The organism is Vagococcus allomyrinae, assembly GCF_017829975.1.
Classification (GTDB): Bacteria; Bacillota; Bacilli; order Lactobacillales; family Vagococcaceae; genus Vagococcus_D; species Vagococcus_D allomyrinae.
Genome location: NZ_JAEEGA010000004.1, coordinates 137,868 through 158,913 on the forward strand (window position 1 = coordinate 137,868; position 21,046 = coordinate 158,913).

At 39.5% G+C, this 21,046-nt stretch carries 11 protein-coding genes and 2 pseudogenes; 4 read left to right on the forward strand and 9 right to left on the reverse strand.

Going from position 1 to position 21,046, the window contains the following annotated elements; genetic code table 11:
* Nucleotides 1-152: 152 nt before the first annotated feature.
* The gene (locus I6N95_RS07705; protein WP_209526382.1) at nt 153-1,181 is read left to right on the forward strand and encodes a zinc-dependent alcohol dehydrogenase; all 1,029 of its coding nucleotides are present in this window, start codon (nt 153-155) and stop codon (nt 1,179-1,181) included.
* Nucleotides 1,182-1,289: 108 nt separating this feature from the next.
* Here I6N95_RS07705 and I6N95_RS07710 read toward each other — a convergent pair whose 3' ends face one another.
* From I6N95_RS07710 to I6N95_RS07720, 3 genes are all read right to left on the reverse strand, one after another.
* Nucleotides 1,290-2,228 carry a hypothetical protein gene (locus I6N95_RS07710; protein ID WP_209526384.1) on the reverse strand — a complete coding sequence of 313 codons (939 nt, stop codon included), beginning with the start codon at nt 2,226-2,228 and terminating at the stop codon, nt 1,290-1,292.
* Nucleotides 2,229-2,297: 69 nt separating this feature from the next.
* Nucleotides 2,298-3,635: a sensor histidine kinase gene (locus tag I6N95_RS07715; RefSeq protein WP_209526386.1), complete on the reverse strand. Its 1,338-nt coding sequence runs from the start codon at nt 3,633-3,635 to the stop codon at nt 2,298-2,300.
* A 29-nt stretch (nt 3,636-3,664) separates the two neighbouring features.
* Nucleotides 3,665-4,327, reverse strand: coding sequence for a response regulator transcription factor (locus I6N95_RS07720; RefSeq protein WP_209526388.1), 663 nt, complete (start codon nt 4,325-4,327; stop codon nt 3,665-3,667).
* 294 nt (nt 4,328-4,621) lie between these two features.
* On the opposite strand from I6N95_RS07720, the gene I6N95_RS07725 reads away from it, so the two are divergent.
* The 3 genes from I6N95_RS07725 to I6N95_RS07735 all read left to right on the forward strand — a co-directional run bounded on the left by I6N95_RS07725 (nt 4,622) and on the right by I6N95_RS07735 (nt 6,640).
* On the forward strand, nt 4,622-5,296 hold the full coding sequence (locus I6N95_RS07725; protein ID WP_209526390.1) for a CPBP family glutamic-type intramembrane protease: 675 nt from the start codon (nt 4,622-4,624) through the stop codon (nt 5,294-5,296).
* Nucleotides 5,297-5,671: 375 nt separating this feature from the next.
* A complete protein-coding gene (locus I6N95_RS07730; protein ID WP_209526392.1) occupies nt 5,672-6,184 on the forward strand; it encodes an effector binding domain-containing protein in 513 nt (170 codons plus the stop codon).
* A gap of 267 nt (nt 6,185-6,451) precedes the next feature.
* Complete coding sequence (locus I6N95_RS07735; protein ID WP_209526394.1) at nt 6,452-6,640, forward strand: hypothetical protein; 189 nt, start codon at nt 6,452-6,454, stop codon at nt 6,638-6,640.
* 670 nt (nt 6,641-7,310) lie between these two features.
* On the opposite strand, the gene I6N95_RS07740 is transcribed toward I6N95_RS07735, so the two are convergent.
* The 6 genes and pseudogenes from I6N95_RS07740 to I6N95_RS07765 form a co-directional block, all read right to left on the reverse strand.
* Entirely contained in the window at nt 7,311-8,555 is a 1,245-nt protein-coding gene (locus I6N95_RS07740) for a TIGR02679 domain-containing protein (RefSeq protein ID WP_209526397.1), read from the reverse strand.
* On the reverse strand, nt 8,548-12,612 hold the full coding sequence (locus I6N95_RS07745) for a TIGR02680 family protein (RefSeq protein ID WP_209526399.1): 4,065 nt from the start codon (nt 12,610-12,612) through the stop codon (nt 8,548-8,550). The genes I6N95_RS07740 and I6N95_RS07745 overlap by 8 nt, the downstream gene beginning before the upstream one ends.
* Nucleotides 12,605-13,672 (reverse strand): annotated as a pseudogene (locus tag I6N95_RS07750) (TIGR02678 family protein); the annotation flags it as partial. The pseudogene I6N95_RS07750 and the gene I6N95_RS07745, both read right to left, overlap by 8 nt.
* Before the next feature lie 44 nt (nt 13,673-13,716).
* A pseudogene (locus I6N95_RS07755) lies at nt 13,717-15,192 on the reverse strand (TIGR02677 family protein).
* Between the two features lie 580 nt (nt 15,193-15,772).
* Nucleotides 15,773-17,977, reverse strand: a complete 2,205-nt coding sequence (locus I6N95_RS07760) for an alpha-galactosidase (protein ID WP_209526401.1) — start codon at nt 17,975-17,977, stop codon at nt 15,773-15,775.
* Complete coding sequence (locus I6N95_RS07765; RefSeq protein ID WP_209526403.1) at nt 17,974-21,045, reverse strand: discoidin domain-containing protein; 3,072 nt, start codon at nt 21,043-21,045, stop codon at nt 17,974-17,976. The genes I6N95_RS07760 and I6N95_RS07765 overlap by 4 nt, the downstream gene beginning before the upstream one ends.
* Between the last annotated feature and the right edge of the window lies 1 nt (nt 21,046).

The window sequence follows — 21,046 nt, forward strand, 5'->3', positions numbered from 1 at the left end:
AGACCAATTAACTTGATATCGTTTTCAAATAATTTGTGATAGCCAGAAAATTGAGTTAACAAGCGAAAAATGCTACCATCAACTTATCCAATATCTGCTTAATCTTGGGGCTCACATTGACTTAAACTAATGAGTAAGGAGTTTATTATACTATGAAAGCATTACGAAAAACGAATCCCGGCTACAATCAGATGCGCTATACAAACGTCGTCACTCCTGATCTTAAAGAAGATGAAGTAAAGATTCGGGTCCTTTTTACGGGGATTTGCGGATCCGATATTCATAACTTTAAAGGAGAATACACCAAAGTTACCCCACTTACATTAGGTCATGAATTTTCAGGAGAAATCGTTGAAGTTGGGGAAAGTGTTGAACGATTAGAAGTGGGCGATATCGTCAGCAGTGAAACCACCTTTGAAGTCTGTGAAAAATGCCCCTACTGTCTCAAAGAAGAGTACAACCTTTGCAGTCAGCGAAAAGGACTGGGAACTCAGATTGATGGGAGCTTTGCAGAATATGTCATCGCTAAAGCTTCACGTTGTCATAAAATACCCGACAATATTACCCCTCAAGTCGCTGCCATGTTGGAACCCTTGGCTTGTTGTGTTCATGCTGTAATGGAAAAGACGGCGATTCAATCAGGAGAAACCATTGCTGTTTTTGGTCCAGGCCCGATTGGCTTGCTGATGTCACTTGTCTTAAAGACCTATCAGGTAACCGTCATCCTTATTGGTATTACACAAGATAAAAAGCGTTTGCAACTGGCATCCACTTTAGGTATCGATCAGATAATCGACAGTCAAACCTGCGACTTAACATCAAAAGTGGCTAGTTTGACCGATAATTTAGGCGTTGATTATGTTTTTGAATGTTCTGGCAGTCCTGTCGCTCTTCGCCAAGCCTTTCAGATTAGTAAAAAGCAAGGTACCATTATTCAAGAAGGGCTTTTTGCCAAAGATATGATTCCGATCGACATGAGTCTTCTGATTCACAAAGAGATTCAATATATCGGATCGCGAACCCAGAAACCAAGTTCTTGGTTGAAATCCCTCGATCTTCTGGAATCAGAAAAAATCGACTTAACTCCCTTAGTTTCTGCCGTTTATCCATTAGCAGAATGGGAACAAGCCTTTCAAAAAGTGATGGCCGGAGATGATATCAAAGTATTACTTCAGCCCTAGAAAAGCAAAAAGCCCGCTCCAACTTAGGGAACGGGCTTTTTACGATACTCTTGCTGATGCTCAAAATTCTTTAATGTTTACATCCTAAATAACAAACAAATTATGTACTTATTCATAGTTTCTATCAAGATAATTTACATCAAAATATTCATATGACAAAAGTTTACCTTCTGCTTTATCAATGGCAACAGAAAAAAATGTATTATCTGACAGCCCAACTTCAACTACATAGTGAGCTTCAAAAGGTAAACCGACTTCCTCAATGCTTTTTTTCTTTTCTCCTTCTTCGTATCTATATTCATTTGACTGGTCCCACTCACTGCCAACGGCAACATACACAATATCAACAATTTGCGTCTTGTCAATCGTTAACTCCAGATCACCTGTGATTTTTTTTCCATAGTCAAGGGCCATTTGTTTGATATCTTCTTGTTCAGGTAATTTATTCCATCCAGCTATCCTTTGTTCTTGTTCAACACGCTCTTCGGAACTATATAATACAGGTGCTTCCTCACTGCCAAGGATTAAATCGTCATCATCGCTTTCAACCACTTCCTCATTCCAATTATCAAACCAGCTCCAATCAAGACTTGGATCACTATTTACTGAAGCAGAGGTTAACTTGCCAGCTCTGGAATCAACATTAAACATAGTTGACCCTTCTGCCAATTCTATCGTAATATTCCAATAAGGATTAGAATTTTTAAAAAGAGGTGGTATAAATACGATAAACACTCTGTTCTTTAATTTAACATTAAAATCTGCTTCTAAAGACTCCAAGCCAATGGTAAGTGCTGATTGAGGAGAAATATCATTTTCAGTCGGTTTAACTGATTCATACGTACGAATGGTAAAGCCCTCGATTTCCTGCTGATCTTTAAAAGAAACTTTTTGCTTAATTTCTTTTGCATCAACAGTCTGTAGGTGACCACTACTAACACTATTAACAAGGGAAACACTCGCTCCCATCAGTCCTAACAGTGCTACAATACTAACCCCGCCAATGACTACCGTCTTGATCGCCTTTTTTGTTTCATTTCGTTTCATACTGTATAACTCCTTTCTTGAATTGATCCTAGTATAGCTCTTTATTATTTTAGAAATGGTATCAACTTGTTAACAACATGTAAAAACAATGGTAACAGTCGTTCCTTTTTCGGATGAGTGGTAATGAAGAGTTCCTAGGTGTTGTTCGATTATTTTGTGGCATAATGTCACACCTAAACCAGCCCCTCCTGTATGCCTCGCTCTAGAACTGTCTGATCGAAAGAAAGGCTGACCAATTTTCTCTAGTTCATTTTGTGTTATGCCACAACCATTATCATGTACAGCAACGCAAAGCTGCGTTTGGGTTATTTCTGCGGTAATCCAAACCTTCCCACCAGCCTCGCTCGCATTAATGCCATTATCAATGAGATTAATAAAAAGACTTTTAAGCAAGGTTGGATCACCATATAACTCAATATTCTCTAGCTTTTCATAATCGAAAACTACATTTTTTTGCTGTAGCTTTTCAGAAAGAGTGTAGTCCACTTCTTTTAATATTGTGGCTAAAGACAAACGATGGTAATCTAAGGATGTATGCTGAATTGTATAGCTTTGTAACATCATCTGTGATAATTGCTGCAATCTAGCACTCTCAGATGTAATAAATGATAAGGCCTCAATCCGCTCCACCTCCGTCACTTCCGCAATTAGCAGATAATCTGCATAGCCTTTAATCGCTGTTAAAGGTGTCCTAATTTCATGGGACAAATTAGCAACAAGTTGTTCTTTTTGTCGAGAACTTTCCTGCAAATCAGATATATATTGTTGCATAAATTGAGCCATATTATTAAAACTTGTAGCCAAACGCCCTATCTCATCAGGGCTTCCTTGGTCTGCTCTGCATCCCAAATCGCCTTCCGCTAACTGATCTGCCATTGATGTCAATTTTTCAAGGGGAGCAGTTAAACGACGCAAAATCACAAACAAACCTATGGTTAAGGTTAATAAAATACCTCCGCAACCAATTAAATATGCCAATCGTGTTTGGTTTGACCTCCAAATAAAAGATGATAGATCATATTGATAGGTTAACGTCCAGCTTCGATAATTCCCTTTAAGTAAATTAGTAATATATAAATAGGGCGTCCCTTCATTCTTTAATATCTGATAATTTACCTCATCTTCTTTAAGAGGTGTTTGATTCATTGAATTTGTCTTCGTCCTTGCAATTTCTATTTGAGAATTTTCTGTAAGATACGTTTCTTTATAAAATTTGAAAACCGTTAAGAGCATCTTCTCATTCCCTTGATTTAAGACACTGATATCATGATTCAGATTTTCAGCAATAACCGTTTGCTCAGCAAGATGCTGAGCAATCTCTAGGTTTAAATTTTGATGATAACCAATTATTTCAATAATAAAAACACCAAGACATAAACAAACACCGCAAAAAAGTAGTGTAATCAAGTATGTTTTTTGCCAAAAGTTGTATTGACTCATTTGGGTTTACCTGTCTGTAATCGGTATCCCATTTTGTATATAGTTTTGATAACATCCTCCCATTCAAGTTTTTTTCGTAGTTTTTGAATATGAACATCAACTGTTCGACTGTCCCCCATAAAATCATATCCCCAGACTAATTCAAGTAACTTTTCTCTTGAAAGTGCCAAATTCCGATTAAGAACCAATGTTTGCAATAATTCATACTCTTTTGGTGTTAGTGGTACTTCTTGGTGATTAAAAAATACTTGTCGTGTCAGTAAATCGACCGATACATTATCATGAGTAAACACTTTTTCTTGTTTTTGAGTCCGCCGTAATACAGCTCCCACACGAGCAAGTAATTCCAGTATTTCAAAGGGTTTTACAATATAATCATCTGCCCCCAATCCCAAACCAGCCAAACGATCTGACAAGTTGGTTCTAGCAGTGATAAAAATAATCGGCACTGTATGCTCTAATTGTCTAGCAATCTCAAAACCATCGACTTTTGGCAACATTACATCTAATAAAATCAAATCGAATTTTTCTAAAATAACTTGTTGTAACACCTCTTCACCACTAAAAGCTTGCACAATATGATGCCCCACTAATTGCAAATTTTTGCTTATTAACCGATTGATCGACAATTCATCTTCGGCAACCAATATATAAGCCATTCAATCACTCCTCTCTCTTCAATTTAGTTTAACAGAAACATATTATCAACTTGTAAAAAAGGTTCATATATTTAAATTTTTAGATGGAAAAACTGCAATTTAAGATAATTAAAACCACTATTACTAAATTAGTTTAAAGGCCTGTCGCTTTGCTACCCCACTCTACTGTAACCCTTTCCTTGTATTAAAAATATCCTTATAAAAAAAAGATGAAAAATCAAATGAAAATTTATTGACTTTCATTTACAAACGATCAATAATAAGGCGAAATAATAAATGAGCGGAGGATTTCTCATGGATAAATTAATTAATAAATACAATGTGTCAATTAGTCGCGGATTAATCGGAGCAGTCATTTTAGGTGTTGGATTTTTCCTTGCAACAAACGAAATCAATTCCTTTTTCACTGCCTTATCACCCTATAGTTTAATGATTTCTGGGTTGATTGCTTTTATCGTCACTTTCGGCACATCAGGTATCAAAGATTTATTCAGTAAACCGAGCGATCCTAATGGAAATATCAAGAACTTCTTTAAATATATTACTCTTACAGCTGTTTTAGGTTTTGCGGCGTCCATCTTTCTTCAATATGTTTTAAAGTTTCACTTAGCTGCTAATCCAGAATCCGGAAATATCATGTCAATCATCTTAAACATCCCCTTTATGTTATTAGGTGAAGAATTAATTAGCTTTTATATATTACTTGTCCTAGCTAACCTTATTTATAGAAAAACAACAAATCAAAAACAAGCTGAGATAATTGGCATCATTTTTAGCTGTATCATTTTTGGACTTTTACATTTTTCAACCTACTATAATGGCAATCCCATGACAACACTCGCTCACATCTTACTGATTCAAGGCAGTGCCAGAATAGCCTTTAATCTAAGTGGACTCAAATCAAATACCATCATCATGCCGTTAATTATTCACATCATTTATGATCTCATTTTCCTTAGTTTTTCTTAAGTTAATTAAAGACAACCTTTTAGCTGGTCAAAGCATCGCTAAAAGGTTGTTTTTTTGTGATATCTCCTATTACATAAATTTCTACATATCAGAATTTAAACCCAGCTTAATAAAAAAGGGGCTCAATGCTATATGTGGGCATTGACTTCGTGCTTCCGCAAAATACTCTGAAAATTCTAGAATTGCCAATATCGGTCCTTCGGCCATATTAAGCACTCTCTTACCTCTACTTTAGCAGTAAACATACCAAATTAACCCGGACAGAACATAATTTAGCTATGAAATCTGCACTATCATAATTATATAGCCCTTCTTATTCTTTTTTTTGGTATAATTGAACATATCACATATCACATATCTAGGGAGGGAGAACCCATGTCAAGAACAAACAAACCTGAAATAAAAACATTTCAAATCCACCAGGAAAAATTTACTTTTCTTGGTAACGAAACTATTCTTACTAACTCAGTTGATTTTGAGCTTGTTTGGAATAATTTTTTTAGAAAAGGTGGTTATCACCCCATTCTTCAACATGCGACAGATTCAAAACCGATTAATATCTGGTATACCAATAACAAAGGACAAGAAATTTATTCTCAAGGTTTATTTGTAAATAATGTGGAAATCGTCCCGGAAGGTTACACAATGACAGAATTTCCTGGAAGCGATTTTTTTGTAGTTACTACAGAATGGATGGCGACCAATGAAGAAGCCGTTGGCGAAAACGGAAATGGCCAATGTAATAGATATGCAGATAAAGTCCAAATTCCAGAAGGATATATTAGAAATAATGGTCCAGAAAATCCAATAACAGCAATAGAAAAGGAAAATTGCGATACTCCTGAAGGCAGCAGATATGAAGTTTGGGTGCCGATAAAAAAGGCTTAACACATTGCTTATCAACTCAATCTTAAGCTAGAACCATTCTGAGCGTTAACAACCTCGCCTAACTCAAGATAATGACAGTTTTTAAGTCTTAATTTAGGCTTTGCCAATAAGCCATCGGACATTTCATAGACCCGATGGCTTATATTTCAATTTATCGAAATAACTAACATACCTTTACTCTCTTCCTCCCTTAACCTGACAAGACTGTCATATACCTGTTCTCTTATCATGATATAATTAGCTTAAACTATAAACGAGGTGATGGTTATGACGATCGAAGGTTTGTACTATATTGATATCATCTATAATTTAATTTTATTTGGCATATGTGCGATTGTTGTGTATTTCATTTTAAAATTAGCAATTAAGCATGGCATAAATGAATCAAACATCGGGATAAAGACAGCTGAAAGCGAGATAATTAATGATAAGAAAGATGAGCAATCGCCTTCTTAATCATTTAACTCTCATTTTATTTTGCTAATTTCTCTCTTTCTTGTTATACTATGCACGAGCTCATCACTCTGTGCTTGCACTAAATGCGTGATTGACTGGAGTTTATCTCCAGTTTTTTTGCATGCTTATGACTGTTAAAACCTTCTTATAACATATAGCTAGCGATCTTTATTTGAAGTTTTGCGATATCTGTAAAAAAACTAGATACATCCCGTAAAATAATCCAAACATATAGTTCCACTGGATTATCAACATAATGACGAACAAAGAGTGGTTCTTTCAGCTTCTTTTTAGCTATTTAATGTAGCCAATACCAAACAAGTAGTACCCTTTACTTGATTCCCTCTGATTCTGTAGACTATCCATGTCGTTTCTTAATCTCATTGTGAAAATCAGAACTAAAAAAACCAACAAAAAAACGCTATCGCTAAACTTTCATCGGTTTAAACAGCGTTTTTTGTTTGACTTGTGTCACCGTTCTTAGAACGGATCCCTCTGTAGTTAAAGATAAGTGTTCATGCAGTAGCCTTTTATATGAATATTATATCAGTTATAGATAAGACTCTTTCTTTAAAATTCCATTACAAAAAACGCCTTCTTAATACCGTGAATAGCCCTCTACTAACAGTCTGACAAACCAACAGCTCCATCAAAAAACCTAACTCGCTTCCTACTCTTGAAAAACTTGTCTGACTTCCGCAATCAACTGGTCAATCATTCCTTCTTGCAAGGCAATGCCACTAGTCGCAATTTTATCAGCCACCAGTTTAAGCTCAGGCTGGCGAATATGCCGTAACTGTTTCAACCGTTGTGGGCTGATTTCACTAGGTCTAACAGCATACTGATAATTTTCCAGACTCATGCCAACAGTGTGGGCCATTGCCGGAAACGTATCAAAGACCCGTTGTGCCATCAACAACCCTTCTGGATCACAATCACCGCAGTAATACAGGTGAGTCCCACTAGCAACCAATTTACGCAATAATTGCCAAATAGCGTAAACAAACTGTCCACTTGAACAGATGATCGGCACATGAGGCAATAAATCAATCAGAATCGAATAAATACCAGAATTTTCGACAATCAAGACTTTATCCCCAGACATTGGGCGAATCTCGTCCATCCGTAAAATCTCTTTAAGAGGGACATTCCATGAACACCCTTGGAGTGAGGCCTGACGCCACATCTCATTAATTTCACCATCACTTGTGGCGACTAAACCACGGATGGCAGCAAAGTTTAAGATATCGTCTCGCAATAAGTAAAATTCATTAAGCAAGTCATTCTTCGCTTCAACCTCTGCCAAAAACCCGACTCGTTCCTCTTTTTGAGATTGGCCAGCTAAGATTTGCAGGAGCAGCCTTTCCGCAGGCATCCCACTGTCAAAAGCATGAGCGTCACCCGACTGCTCATAAGCAAACACGGGGATCCGCAGATAATCTGTTGGCAGATGTTTCAAGGCCTTAGCAACCAAACGAAAATCAGCCAGACTCACAGTTTCTGATTGAAACCACTCGTACACTTGCTTATCTGTCAACAGCTTGAGGTAAACTGGAGCAATTTGCTCCAGCTCAGCCTTAAACTGCTGAAAATCAGCATTCTCTTGAGCTACAACATCCGTTTTTAACACTAAGGGTTGCCAGACCGTCTCCACAAACTCCACTAACGTCCATGCGACAGCACTGTCTGCCATAGCTGTAGCAAAAGTGGAGAGGGACAGGCTCTTCTTCTTCGACCACGCCAGAGAAGTCAGGCCTAACAGCCCTCGAAGCGGTTCAGTATCAACCTCTTTGAACAAGCCAAGGCCAACTGACCCACCAAACTCCCCTTTATGATAATAGCGGCGCCAAAGTTCTTTAGCTAGTATGCGGAAAACGTCCTGTTTGAAAAACTGCTGCGCTTGCACCTTACTCATGGCTTTCCTCCAGCATAAAATGCTTTTTGTGCCCATCCCAATAATAGCGAATCGGCGTCACTAAATTAATGTTTTGCGGTCGCAACAATTCATAAATCATCAAACTAGAAACAGTTGGATAATCACCGAAAAGCGCTTGAGAGTTCATGACATAGTTAAAGCCTAGCTGTTCACAGGCTTTAAAAAGCTCAGCAATATTGTCATCGTCAATGCCGGCAAATGCTTCATCCAGGGTGATGACTTTTGGACAATCTCGCCCTGCATCCCGGTAACGTGAGTAAACTGCCGCAAATAAAGGCAAGTACATCGCCACCGCTTTTTCACCGCCACTAAACTGGTTAAACTTGCGATCGCTTAAGACCTGTGGTCGGTAACCTTCATTGGCCCGTTTGAATTTCATTTCAAACTCAAACCAATCACGATAATCCAAAGCCTGTGCGATCGCTTGGAAAAGAGTACTATTATCATCCTCACTATTGACCAACTGCTCCTGTGCATAATACACTTTTTCCTGAAAATGACGAGAAACAGCTTCACGATCAGCTTCTGAGAGAATTTCCGTCGGTTTTTGCAACAATTCAACCAACTTACTCGTTCCTAAATCCTGATCTGAGGCACTCGGTACTGGTTTCCATTGAATGCTTAAAGACAGACCTGAAGAATTTTTTTGCGACTGGAGCAATTGATTCATTTGCTCCACCCATTTCATGGCTTGTTCAATACGACTTCTTAAAATCTTGCCAACTGATTCTAAGATAATTGATTTAAACAACTCTTCATCGTCTTTTTTCAGCAAATCCCTCAAGGTTATTTGATGTCCCGTCAGCTTATCCAACAAATCAACCGCCGTATGGGCCTGACCATCAGCCGAAAATCGCGGTTGCTTATAATGGTTGTACTGGGCAAATTCTTCTAGCTGAGCTTCCTCTTCTGCTGAAAGGTCAATCCCAACTGCATTTAACAATTGCGGTTGATAACTGCCTAACTGCTCCCCAATATAACCAAACTGAGTTAACACATTATTTTCAAGGCCTCGTAATTTATTAAAATTCTCATCTCGTTTTTTTTCAAGCGCAATTTTCTTCAAATCCGTCTGGTCCGCCACCACTTGGTACAACTCTTTTTCCAATAGACGGCGCCAGTAAGTTTCCTTGAAGCTGGTGACAGTTAGTTTTTCTGTCACCGAAGACAGTTCCATTTCCTTTTTTGTCCGGGAATTACTTAAGTCAAGCAACGCTTGACGCAATTGTTCTTCCGTGTCTCGCCGTTCTCTCTGTTCATTTCTGGCTGCCGACAACTGAGCTTGAAGTTCTTCCACATGAACCAACTGTTGCTGTTTCAGATTTTCTGCCACCAATCGCTGCTGCCGTTGCTCCTCCCCTTTGCCTTCATTTTCTTCAATAAAGCAAAGACGAACCTCATCAGCCAAATCGGCGACAGTCTGAGCTGAGTTGATCAAGTTGGGGTCCATCTTTTTGATGATTTCATAATTTCGATAGGCATCTCGCAAGTTTGCTTGATAATTATCGCTATAGCGAATCGCGTCTTGATAGACCGTTTCTTCTAAAGCTAACCCTGTTTGGGAAGTCAGATCATGAAGGGAGATTTTAGCTGTGATCAGGTCTTGCTCAACATGCTGAGCTTCAGCTTGCTTTTCCGTAAACTGCTCTAGTTTCGCCTGACGTCGCAACTTAATCTCGTCTAAGTACTTAATACTTTGATAGACTTGCTCCCCCTTAGGACAATCGTGATAATCCTCGTGCATCTGATCTTGTAACCGTTCCTTCACAGACAACTGATCTTCAATTTTACTATACTCTTCCGTTAAACTAGCTAACTCTTTCTGAAGCTCTAAGATCATCTCTTGACGGTAACGCTCCTGACTAGCTGCCCCAATATAAGAAGCATGATAGCCCTCAGCCATGGCTCCTTTTAAATTGGCAATCTCATAAGAGCCATTGCGGAAAATTGCTGGTAACTCAGGATCAACCTCATCAACGGTAATACTCTGTAAAATATCTGCCACGATAGGTTGGAGGGCAGGCTCAATCTGATCATTGACACACAAGTAATCAGCTAAGGTCGAGGCAAAAAACTTTGGTCGTGGTAAAATTTGCAGATCATCGGCCAGACTTAAGCCTTCTTCAGAAATCAGCCCATCTAAAATACCAGAAGCATATAGAGCGCCTTCCAGATTATCCCGCTCCCCTTGCTCGACTGATTCAAGAAAATCCACACTTTGGTAAAAACTGCGATACAAGATGTCCTTCGCTAGTTGCTGACGGTTAGCCAACCTCGTCTGATTCCGCGTAGGTTCTGGCATCTTTTGCGACTGCCATTCCTTAATCGCTTCCTCTGTTTCTTGTTGCTGTTCCTCAATATCCGTCAAACGGCTCCTTAAGGGAACCATCGATGCTTGATTCTGACTTCTGGCCTCTTCATAACTCTCACGAATCGGCGCTAATACCAGCTCTTCTCGCAGATCTTCTTCCAATAACTGATCCATCCGGTAAAATAACTTTGAAAAACGTTTTTCTGCTATCGAAAATGACGCCTTACTGGCCCAAAGTTCAATCCCTTCCTTCCATTTCTCAATCTCTCCTTGACGAGTCTGTTGCCATTGACGCATATCTCGATCACACTCATCTAATTGCTGTTGAATGGTTGCGACCTCACGGGATAAGTTTGCAAATTGGTTTTTTAAATGAGCCAATTGACGTAGCTTCTCCAAAACATCTTGAAAATGTTCTTTCTTTTTCTGAACCTCTGCCTGCCAATAGTCGTATTCCTCTCGGCTAATCTCTCCTTGCATTTTTTCAGCATAAACCTTGTCCAACTCCGCTAGTCGCAAATAGTCAAGATACTGCTCATTGTCCAACAACAAGTCTTTTAAATCCACTAAATACAACTCTTTATCCCGTTCCTGTTGTTCCAACTGCTCCTGTTGCCGACTTAACTGCTCTTGCTTGCGAGAAAGCTGATCATGGTTTTTAAGCAACCGCCTTTGAATATCTGCTAATTGCTCCTGCAATTCTTGGCCACGCTGGACCAAATTCATCCCTTCATGTTGATTTAATTCCTGGATGCTCTGCTCCAACGCTGCCAACTGAACCTGATTGTCTGACAGCTTTAGCTGACTATCAGCCAATTGCTGACGGTCACTTTCCAATGACTTGGCGATCCTTTGACTAGTAGCACCTAATTCTTTCTGCTCTCCTGCCAGTTGCAGCCATTTTCCCGACACCTGCCCCGTCAGTTCTTCTTGCCAGCGTTGATACGTTTTAGTAAACTTAGCCAACTCCCGCACTTCATTGCTAAGATCTTCCAACCGTTCCCGGTGACCATCTAACTGCTCAATGGTTTTAGACAAGGTCAAAAGCTCGTCATCTTTTAACTTTGGCAGCGATCCCCGTAAAATACCATAAATAACCGAAGGGCGAAACTCTTTGGACAACTTAGGACTGCGCAAATTAATCAATAAGGCAATCAACTCATCAAATTGTTCAATGTCTTCAAAACCGAAAATTCGCTCATTAACAAACTGCTTATAATCCCGTTGCCGATCATAAACCCGGCCGCCACCAACCAAACGATTAATCAGCTTTTTCTTCGTCAAAGGGGCAATTTCATCTTTGCGAATCTCCTCGTACAATTCAATATCAATCCCCACGCGGCGATTGTTTTCAATAGCGAAAAACCATTTGGTTAAACGACCACCACGACTAGCATGCATGCCAATCCCAATGGTTAGATACTCCTCCCGTTCTTCCCGTTTGACTTCCAAAAAAAGATAACCCGTTCCTTCATCACGATCGGATACCCCTTTTTCTCCCAATAAGTAGTCTTCCATTTTACGGTCACTTGACCCAAAAGAATCCAAACGATTGGCATTGGTATTGCCGTCAAAGAGCACGGGGAATAAACTTTGCATCGTCAACGATTTTCCCGAGCCATTGGTTCCTCTCAGCAACATCCGGCCATCGGCCAATTCAAAAATTTGATTTTGATAATACCAAAAATTTAACAGACCTACGCGGTTAACAACCCATCTATTCATCTTCTTGCCTCATTTCTGCTACCAGCCTAGCAAAATTCGGCTGGAACTTAATCATCTCTGTCACTTCTATCAACTGCCATTCCTGTCCCCGAGACAGTAAGGTCTGACTTAATTGTGTATCGCTCATCTCACTAAATTCTTTTGACCAATAGCTGTGATACTCCCCTTTTAACTTGATCACTAGTTGCTGCCACGCTTCTTGCGAGAGAGTCACATGACCATATGGCGAAGCCTCATAATCAGTAGCCCGAAGAAGCGTCGCCAGCTGAACCAGTATTTCATCAATAACCCGCCGACTAGGAAACACTTCCTGCCAACTATCTTGTTGCTCTAAGGTAAACGCCCCATAATCACGATACAGCTCAAAATGAAAATAAGTGTGACTTTCCACATACTCTTGCATCCTAAAATGATAATTGCGTAAACGAGTGAAAGTCTCCTCATTCTCCGGACTGCGACGAATTTCAGGCTCCATCATCAACCGCTGGTACAACACTTGATTCCCTTCTAAATGTTGACTCCCTTGAAAATCCTGCCAATACTCATTAAAATCCTGATATTCTGTATAAGATTGGGGGGCTCGTGCTAAAAAGGCTCGTGATTGAACCGTCGTCATAAAGAGCACATCCTGATTCATTTCCGATTGTTCAAACCCGCTCGTTTCACCTTGAATACTGTCAATCAACCGTAAACTGATCATCTTTTTGATTACCCGCACTAAACTTTTGCGATGGTTGTAATTTGTCCAATCCATCTCTAGCTCTTCAGGCATCATTAACCCTAAACCACGGATTAGTTCATCTAACATAAACGGCGTGCCCGCCTCAAAATCCTCCACGTAAGCTATAGCGCAACAAAACAATCCGTAGTCACTAGACGAGGTAAAACCAATATCTCCCATCCAGCCTGCCAATTGCTGAGGCCGTTTTAACAATTGAATATACTGAGGACGAGCAATTAAACTCATGCCAAAGCGCTGACGCAATTCTTTTTGCAAGGCTTGCTGATGCCGACGTAAAAAATTGTAATGTTCTGGCTGATCCTCACGAATAATCCAGAAATTTTCAAATAGTAACTATAAGCCTCTTGCTGTTTCTTCAGGTGTCATTGGCCCCTCCTTTCCATCACTACCCGCGGCATTTCCAAATCGCCATCTTCACAAGCCACTGTAATTCGCTCGCCAGGATAGATGGTGACCATCACTTCAAAATCCAATTCGGTGACAATCCGTTGTTCAATCGACTGATGTTTGAGATGCTTCTTTGGCGCCTGTGTCGCAACTGCCTTACTGATCCACTTTAAAAACACCTGTCGTGAGGCACGATCCAGTTCCCTAACCTGACTAAAATCCAAAATTCCTTCGACAAAGTACTGGTCAATCTATTGACGATGAGCTGCCACCTCAGCCTGATAATCTGCCAATTTTTCTTTTTGAATCTGACGATCTACCTTAAAACTCTGAGCCCGATATTCTTTTCGCGCGCCTCGACCCCGTTTGCTTAAGTGTAAAATGCCTGGCGTTAACTCCCAGCTATTTTCTCGAGTGCTCGTGGCATCACTGCCTTCACTAACAAAATAATGACGAGTATGATCCAAACCAAAAATTCCCGCATACATCTTCTGGGCCTCAACTAAACTCTCCGCTTCAGCGAACCATTTTGCCAGGTGTAAATAATCCTTTTTACGACTTTGATATTGATGAATTTCTTGACCATAATAGTAAATCAGACCCGTGATCTTAGTGATCATCTGATCCGTTTGCATCATTAAATTATCATATTCACTAGGCCGATCAGAAGTACCAGTAAACCAGTTTTTCAAGGCTTCAAACTCCCCCAACACCTGCTCGGCCACTTCCTCACGAGTAATACCATCAAAAGTTGGAATTTCCAACTCCTTTTGATACAACCCGTCAATCAGTTCCTCCTGATCAACCGCCAGTAACCCTTTAATCACCGTTTGAAATTTGTAAGTCAAACTTTGAACACTGCTAATAAATTCACGTAAATAATTGACAAACCGGTCCTTATACACTAAAAACTGTGCTGTTTTCATGCGACTGTCAACCTCTGGACTGGTAATATAACCAATATAATTGGCAGTATCTTCCCCGACCTTACGAAACTCCTCGCGAATTTGTAGCCATAACACCACACTGTCCTCGCGCCCAGCAATCAAAGATTCCAACAATCCCAGTAAATTGCGAAATCCCTTTTCGCTTAAAGCGCCGCGAGCTATATGCTTCGTATGAACTAGCTGATAGACCATCTCTTCTACCAGCACTCCTTCTTCGGTAATCTGATAGCGGAAATTGCGATTGCGGTATTCCTCAATCGTACGGGCGCGAATCATTTCCTGTTGCTTTTGTAAATTCCCCCACTTCACGAGATTTTCTAAATCTTGATCTGCTTCAATTTCCGTATAATCCGACGAATACTCTTGACGCATCATTTGCAAGATTTCAGGACGATAAGTTGCTCCCTGCATTTGCCGATGACGTTTATAAAAAAAGCGCATAAGCTGCCGATAGCGCTCCACATTTTCCACTACTAAATAATTGGCAGGCCATATTTTCTCCATTCGTTTCTCCTTTAAATTAACTACTTTGTCTACTAAACACACAAAAAATAAACCTCGATCGTCAGCGACTGATCACCGTTGTTATTAACCCTTCTATTTTAACATTAATTCAAACAAGTACTACTATATTTTCATCAAATTTATAAACAAATTGCTTACTTCTTCGAACTTTTGTCATTGCGCTAAGAATCAGCTATAATAGATATTTTTAACAAAATAGCTTCCAATTACGCTTCCAAAAAAAGCATCACGACTATGGACGTCATTTAAAATAGTTAAAAACATTTAGTATCAAAGGATGATCACTGACATATCAGCACTCTGCTCAATATTCAACTTTTAAGTCAACGTCAACTGATTTCAGATTTGATTGGCAAGAACGGGAACAATTAGATACCAACGAGCCAAATTCAATAAATGGAACTCAACTTGCCGCCGCGTAAAGCTAGAGTCAAACTATGATGTAAAGATAGTTTTGAACCTTCCTGTAAAGTAAAAAGAGTGAAAAATACCCTTAGTAATTGGTATTTTTCACTCTTTTTGGGTTCGTATATCCAATAAAACGTCATGCTTTCTCTTGTTATAACGTATCTGAATCGGACCGCCTAATGTCGATGACTTTGCTTGAAAAATCATGTTGCATCTCATAATTGACATAAAGTCCATAGTTCATCAACTCTTCACCCGTGCGGATGACGTTTTCTACAAGATATTCAGCATCCGGGTCAAGCCCAGCCAATTTAACTCTACGAAAAGGTTTCGTCGCTTGAGAAAGAATCTCAAAATAGAAAAATAAAGCATGATCTTGGTTTTCGCTCACAAACAGCCAGGCACCATCATTATGTTCAAAGGGACTTAATAATCGGTAAAATTCGCCAAATTGAATTAAGTGACGATGCTGTTTATAAAAACTAATCACCTTAGAGATACTTTTCCGTTCACTTGCCGTCTTTTGTGTCACATCCATCATAACACCAAAATTGCCGGACATAGCAACGGCACTACGACTTTCAAAACTAGTCAGGCGACCAACTTGATGATTAGGACTTTCTGACAGATGAGCACAACTCATAATTGGTGGGAAAACCAAGCTAGTCCCATACTGAATTTTAATCCGCTCAATTGCATCTGTATTGTCACTGGCCCAGCTTTGAGGCATGTAATAGACCATCCCCGGATCATAGCGACCTGCGCCACCAGAACAATTTTCAAATAGAATATCAGGGTACTTATTTGTCAATCGCTCCAGCAAGTCATAGAGTCCCAAAATATATCGATGGGCGGTTTCTTGCTGTTGTTGTGGTGGTCTTCCAAGAGAATAAATTTCTGTCATATTACGATTCATGTCCCATTTTATATACTCAATTGGCGCCTTATTCAATAGCTTCACCATTGTCACAAACAAATAGTCACGTACATCCTCTCGACTAACATCAAGAATATGCTGATCACGTCCTTGAGAGCTTGGTAAACCTGGAACGTGTAAATGCCAATCAGGGTGTTGTCTAAACAAGTCACTATCTTCAGAAATCATTTCAGGTTCAAACCATAACCCAAATTTTACTCCTTTGTCATTAATGGCCTTAGCCAAAGAAGCAAGACCTCGTGGCAGCTTTTGCTGATTCACATACCAGTCACCTAACGAACTCTTGTCATCGTTTCGTTTACCGAACCAGCCATCATCCAACACTAACAACTCAATTCCCAGTTCTGCAGAACTTTCTGCCAGTTCGATTAATTTCGTTTCGTCAAAGTCAAAATAAGTGCTTTCCCAATTGTTAATCAATATCGGTCGTTGCTGATATTGAAACTTGCCTCTGGCTAGTCGCTCTCTATACAAATGATGAAACGTTTGAGACATGCCATTTAGTCCTTCATTAGAGTATACTAAAACCACCTCAGGCGTTTGAAACATTTCTAGGGGCTCAAGTTGCCAACTAAAATGGCTTGGATTGATTCCGACTAATACCCGTGTTTGGCAAAAGGGATCAACTTCCGTCCTTATAGAAAAATTACCACTGTAAATAAAATGAAAGCCATAGGCTTCTCCCTGATGCTCATCAGTTTCTGGTCTGACAAGGGCCATAAAGGGTTGTTGCGTCACACTACTAGCACCACGTTTACTGTCTAATATTTTAATCCCAGTACCAATTGATTGTCGCTCAATGTGTTTTTCTCTGGCCCAAGCACCTGGTAACTGGATCATCTCAAAATTGTCATCGTCAAAATCGACACAAGCACTCATTCCTCGATTAAGGCAAATGGTCACCTCTCCTAAATTGCGATAGCGTACAGACTTTGTCAGCACAGACCGCCATCGATAAATCGTATAGACTAAAATTGCTTCGACCTGCCTAAAAGGATCAACCATCACAATTTCTAACGTTTCCGCTTCTTCTTTGTCATCTACATAGGTAGCTGGCAATCCAGCCAACTTAGGTTTCCCTTGATAAATATGATGAGACTGATACACAAAACTTGTGGCAGATGAGCCATCTGGGTAGACTATTTCAAAAAGTGATTCCCGATAGTCACTTGTCCCTTGTCCAGGGATTTCTTGCAACGCCGTATCCAACGAAAACTCCCGATTTTTCCAGCCAGGTGGATTAGGTGAAAAGGACGACCGATCCACTTCTGGATAATCTCCACGGTGGTCAAACCGAGAAATTTTTTTACCATAATATACTTGAAGTAAAAAGCCTGGCTCTTTTATTTCCATAATGTAACTCATTTTTTGATTACTTAAGTGAAAAACTTGAGTTACTTCATCAAATGTAACAGTCATATCGTCTCCTCCAGATAAACATTAAATGCATGAAACCCAACTGACATACCAGTTTCACTATCACCAAAAGAAATTCGGATAAAGCGCCCGCAGCCTTCAACTGGTTCTGATACAAACTTATCTTCTCCACTGTTAACAGTCTTATTTACTAAGATCTCATAGTCTTTTCCATCAAGAGAACTGCTAATGCTATAGTAATAAACACCACTCGATAGAAAAGATATGTCTATTTTATTAAACATATAAGTATCTGCTAAATCAACTTCCCACCAATGACCTGGTAGCTGATCGACAGCTTGCCATTTAGTCTTTTTCCCATCATTACCATTACTGGCAGTATGGGGTAGAAGTTCGCTATCTGACATAGCTTTTTTCCCTAGAGCCAAGTCTTGATAATGACGATCTGACTTCACTTGGCACAACTGGAGTAGTTCTGCTGTCTCTATCTTGTACAAAGATGAGTCAGATGAATGATTCAAATAGTCATAGATAGCATGTTTTAAAGCTTTTGTCTCAATTGTTTCTCCAGTTAAATTTAAGGTTGAGATTAAGATTTTCCCCTTACCATAAGCAAATTCTCCCAGTAATAAGCGTTTTTCATGATTAAAAAAATTAGGGATCACTTGGATTAAAGGCGTAAAATCGTTCTCTAAATATTGGTAAGACAAGCTATAGCTTGTCTCAATAACTGATTTCCATTGAGATTCGAGATAGCTTTTTGTCGGAAAAGACTGAAACAAAGGATGCATGGCTTGAAAAATAAAACCGCAACCTTCTTGACTAGTAAAATGAACTGGGCTCCAAAAAACTGGAAAATAATTAGTCGCTTTCGCCTGTTCCATTTGAGCTGCCACCGGTTCTAGCAATAAGGTTGCTCCCTGACTGACACGAGCCAAGACTTTCTCATCTGGGTAGGTTGCATGTAAGAAAGTTGGTGACGTCTCAGTATTTGTTGCATAAACCCACAAAACCCAGGAGTTACTGTAACGTATCCCTGATTTTAAGTACAATGACACTTGGAAAGTCACTCGACTATGGCATTTTATAACGCTTAAATCATCGAGCTGGATTTCCTCAGTTAAGCTATTAACCCCTAAGCTTATGGAAGTATTAAACTGCCCCGACAAAACGCCTTCGCCATAATCAAGACTCCATTGAATTTCCGCATCATCAATGTCTTCTTGATAGTTGGCTATTTTCACACCAGCATAAAAAGGTTCCTGATTGTCCCAAATTCGCTTCTCCAATAATGCCAATGGGACGATCCCCTGACAAAACTGACGAAACTCCTCGGCAGCAATCAAATCTTTTGTTTCCCAAAAAGCATCTAAAATTCCCACGGTTGCTGTGCTTTGCCCGGTAAAGTCATTTAACCCTAACAATTGAAACCCGCCCATTTTTTCCGTTCGTAATGCGGCTTCAATCTCTTCTTTATAAAGTGCTAGTGCTAATTTACCAGACTCTTGGGTAAACTCATCAGCTTGTTCTAACATTCCCTTACGAATTAAATCATCTTTAATTGCCTGAAAATTTATTGGTAACAAATTACCTGTGTATTTGTCGATCTCTTTAATGGAAGGGTAGACACTGTACTGGCCAATTTCATGAGAGATAACTGGTATTTGACGACGATTAACACCCTTTTCAAAGGACATTTTAGTTGACTTAATCAACTGATCCATATCATATTGACCACGAATCGGAATCGTGTCGACCGTTTGAGCGATAAAGAGATCATCTTCAGGATCTACCGATCGATCCCAATTACTGGTAAGTGTATACAGGATCTGTGGATTCTTCTGCTTTAGCGTGGCAATCGTTTGACTTAGCAACTGGAAATCTCCACGAATTTCGTTGCCACAACTGTAAAAACAAAAAGAAGGATGATGGCCGTACTGTCTGATAATTCGTTCGCTCTCCTTAGGTAGAAAATCATAGTGGTCTGGTCTATCTCCTAGGACAAAAGGCATCCAATCGTCTAACCAAATTGGCCCTTCAATCTGCAAGTACAGTCCCAGCTTATCTGCAACAGCAAATGCCGCTTCTGGCGGACACCAGGAATGAAACCTAATATGATTTAACCCATAAGACTTAATCGTAGACATAATCGTTTGCCAATGGTCTTCTGCCATCGAAGGATAACCAGTCAAAGGAAAAATACAACAATCAATGGTCCCTCTTAAAAAGGTTGGGTGATGATTGATTAATAACTGTGAGTCCAAGGAACTGAGATGACGAAAGCCAAAGGTACGAAACTCTGAATAAAGTGTTTCTTGATCCCGTTTTAATGAGACTTTTAACGAATAGAGCTCAGGTGTAAATTCATCCCAAAGATGAATAGCAGGAAGCTGACAGTCCCATGTTATTGAGCCGTCATGTGACACAACCTCATCTCGTGTCAACAAAGGCTCATTTTGATAAAACAAGGAAATTTCCATTCTTCCCCCTTCTAACGGTTGACGCAATCTATACGTCAGACTTATTTGAACTTTCTTTTGCAGACTATCTGGTAAGATCTGAATCGACAGTTTCCTCAAATAAGCTGTTTCTATGATCTGACAACGGCCAATCATGCCATTCCAAATTGACTGAGTTTCATCAGTATAAGCGCTTGGCGTTTCATTAATATCTTTAATATCCCGATTATCAATACATACAACTAATTCGAATTTATTGTTCTCATTAATATATTCTGTCAAATCATAGACATGTTCAACAGACAAGGAATCACGCACTCCCACGAATTTCCCATTCAACCAAACTTGGGACTGCCACATCACCCGTTCCAAGAGCAAGTGATAACACATCTTAGGCGAATATGTCTCAATCTCTATTGTTTTATGAAACCAAATTTTCCCTCGATACTTGTGCTTCTGGCGTAAATGACGAACATTTTCTTTTGATAACTGTCCGTCATATTGATAACTTTCACCAATTCCATGATCATTATGACTTCCTGGAATGTTAAACCCGCCAGTAAACTCTGATAAAGTTGTAGCCCAATTGTTTTCTTCACCCAAATCATCAGGGTCCAGCCGATAATTCCAATTTCCTGTTAAATTGATCATT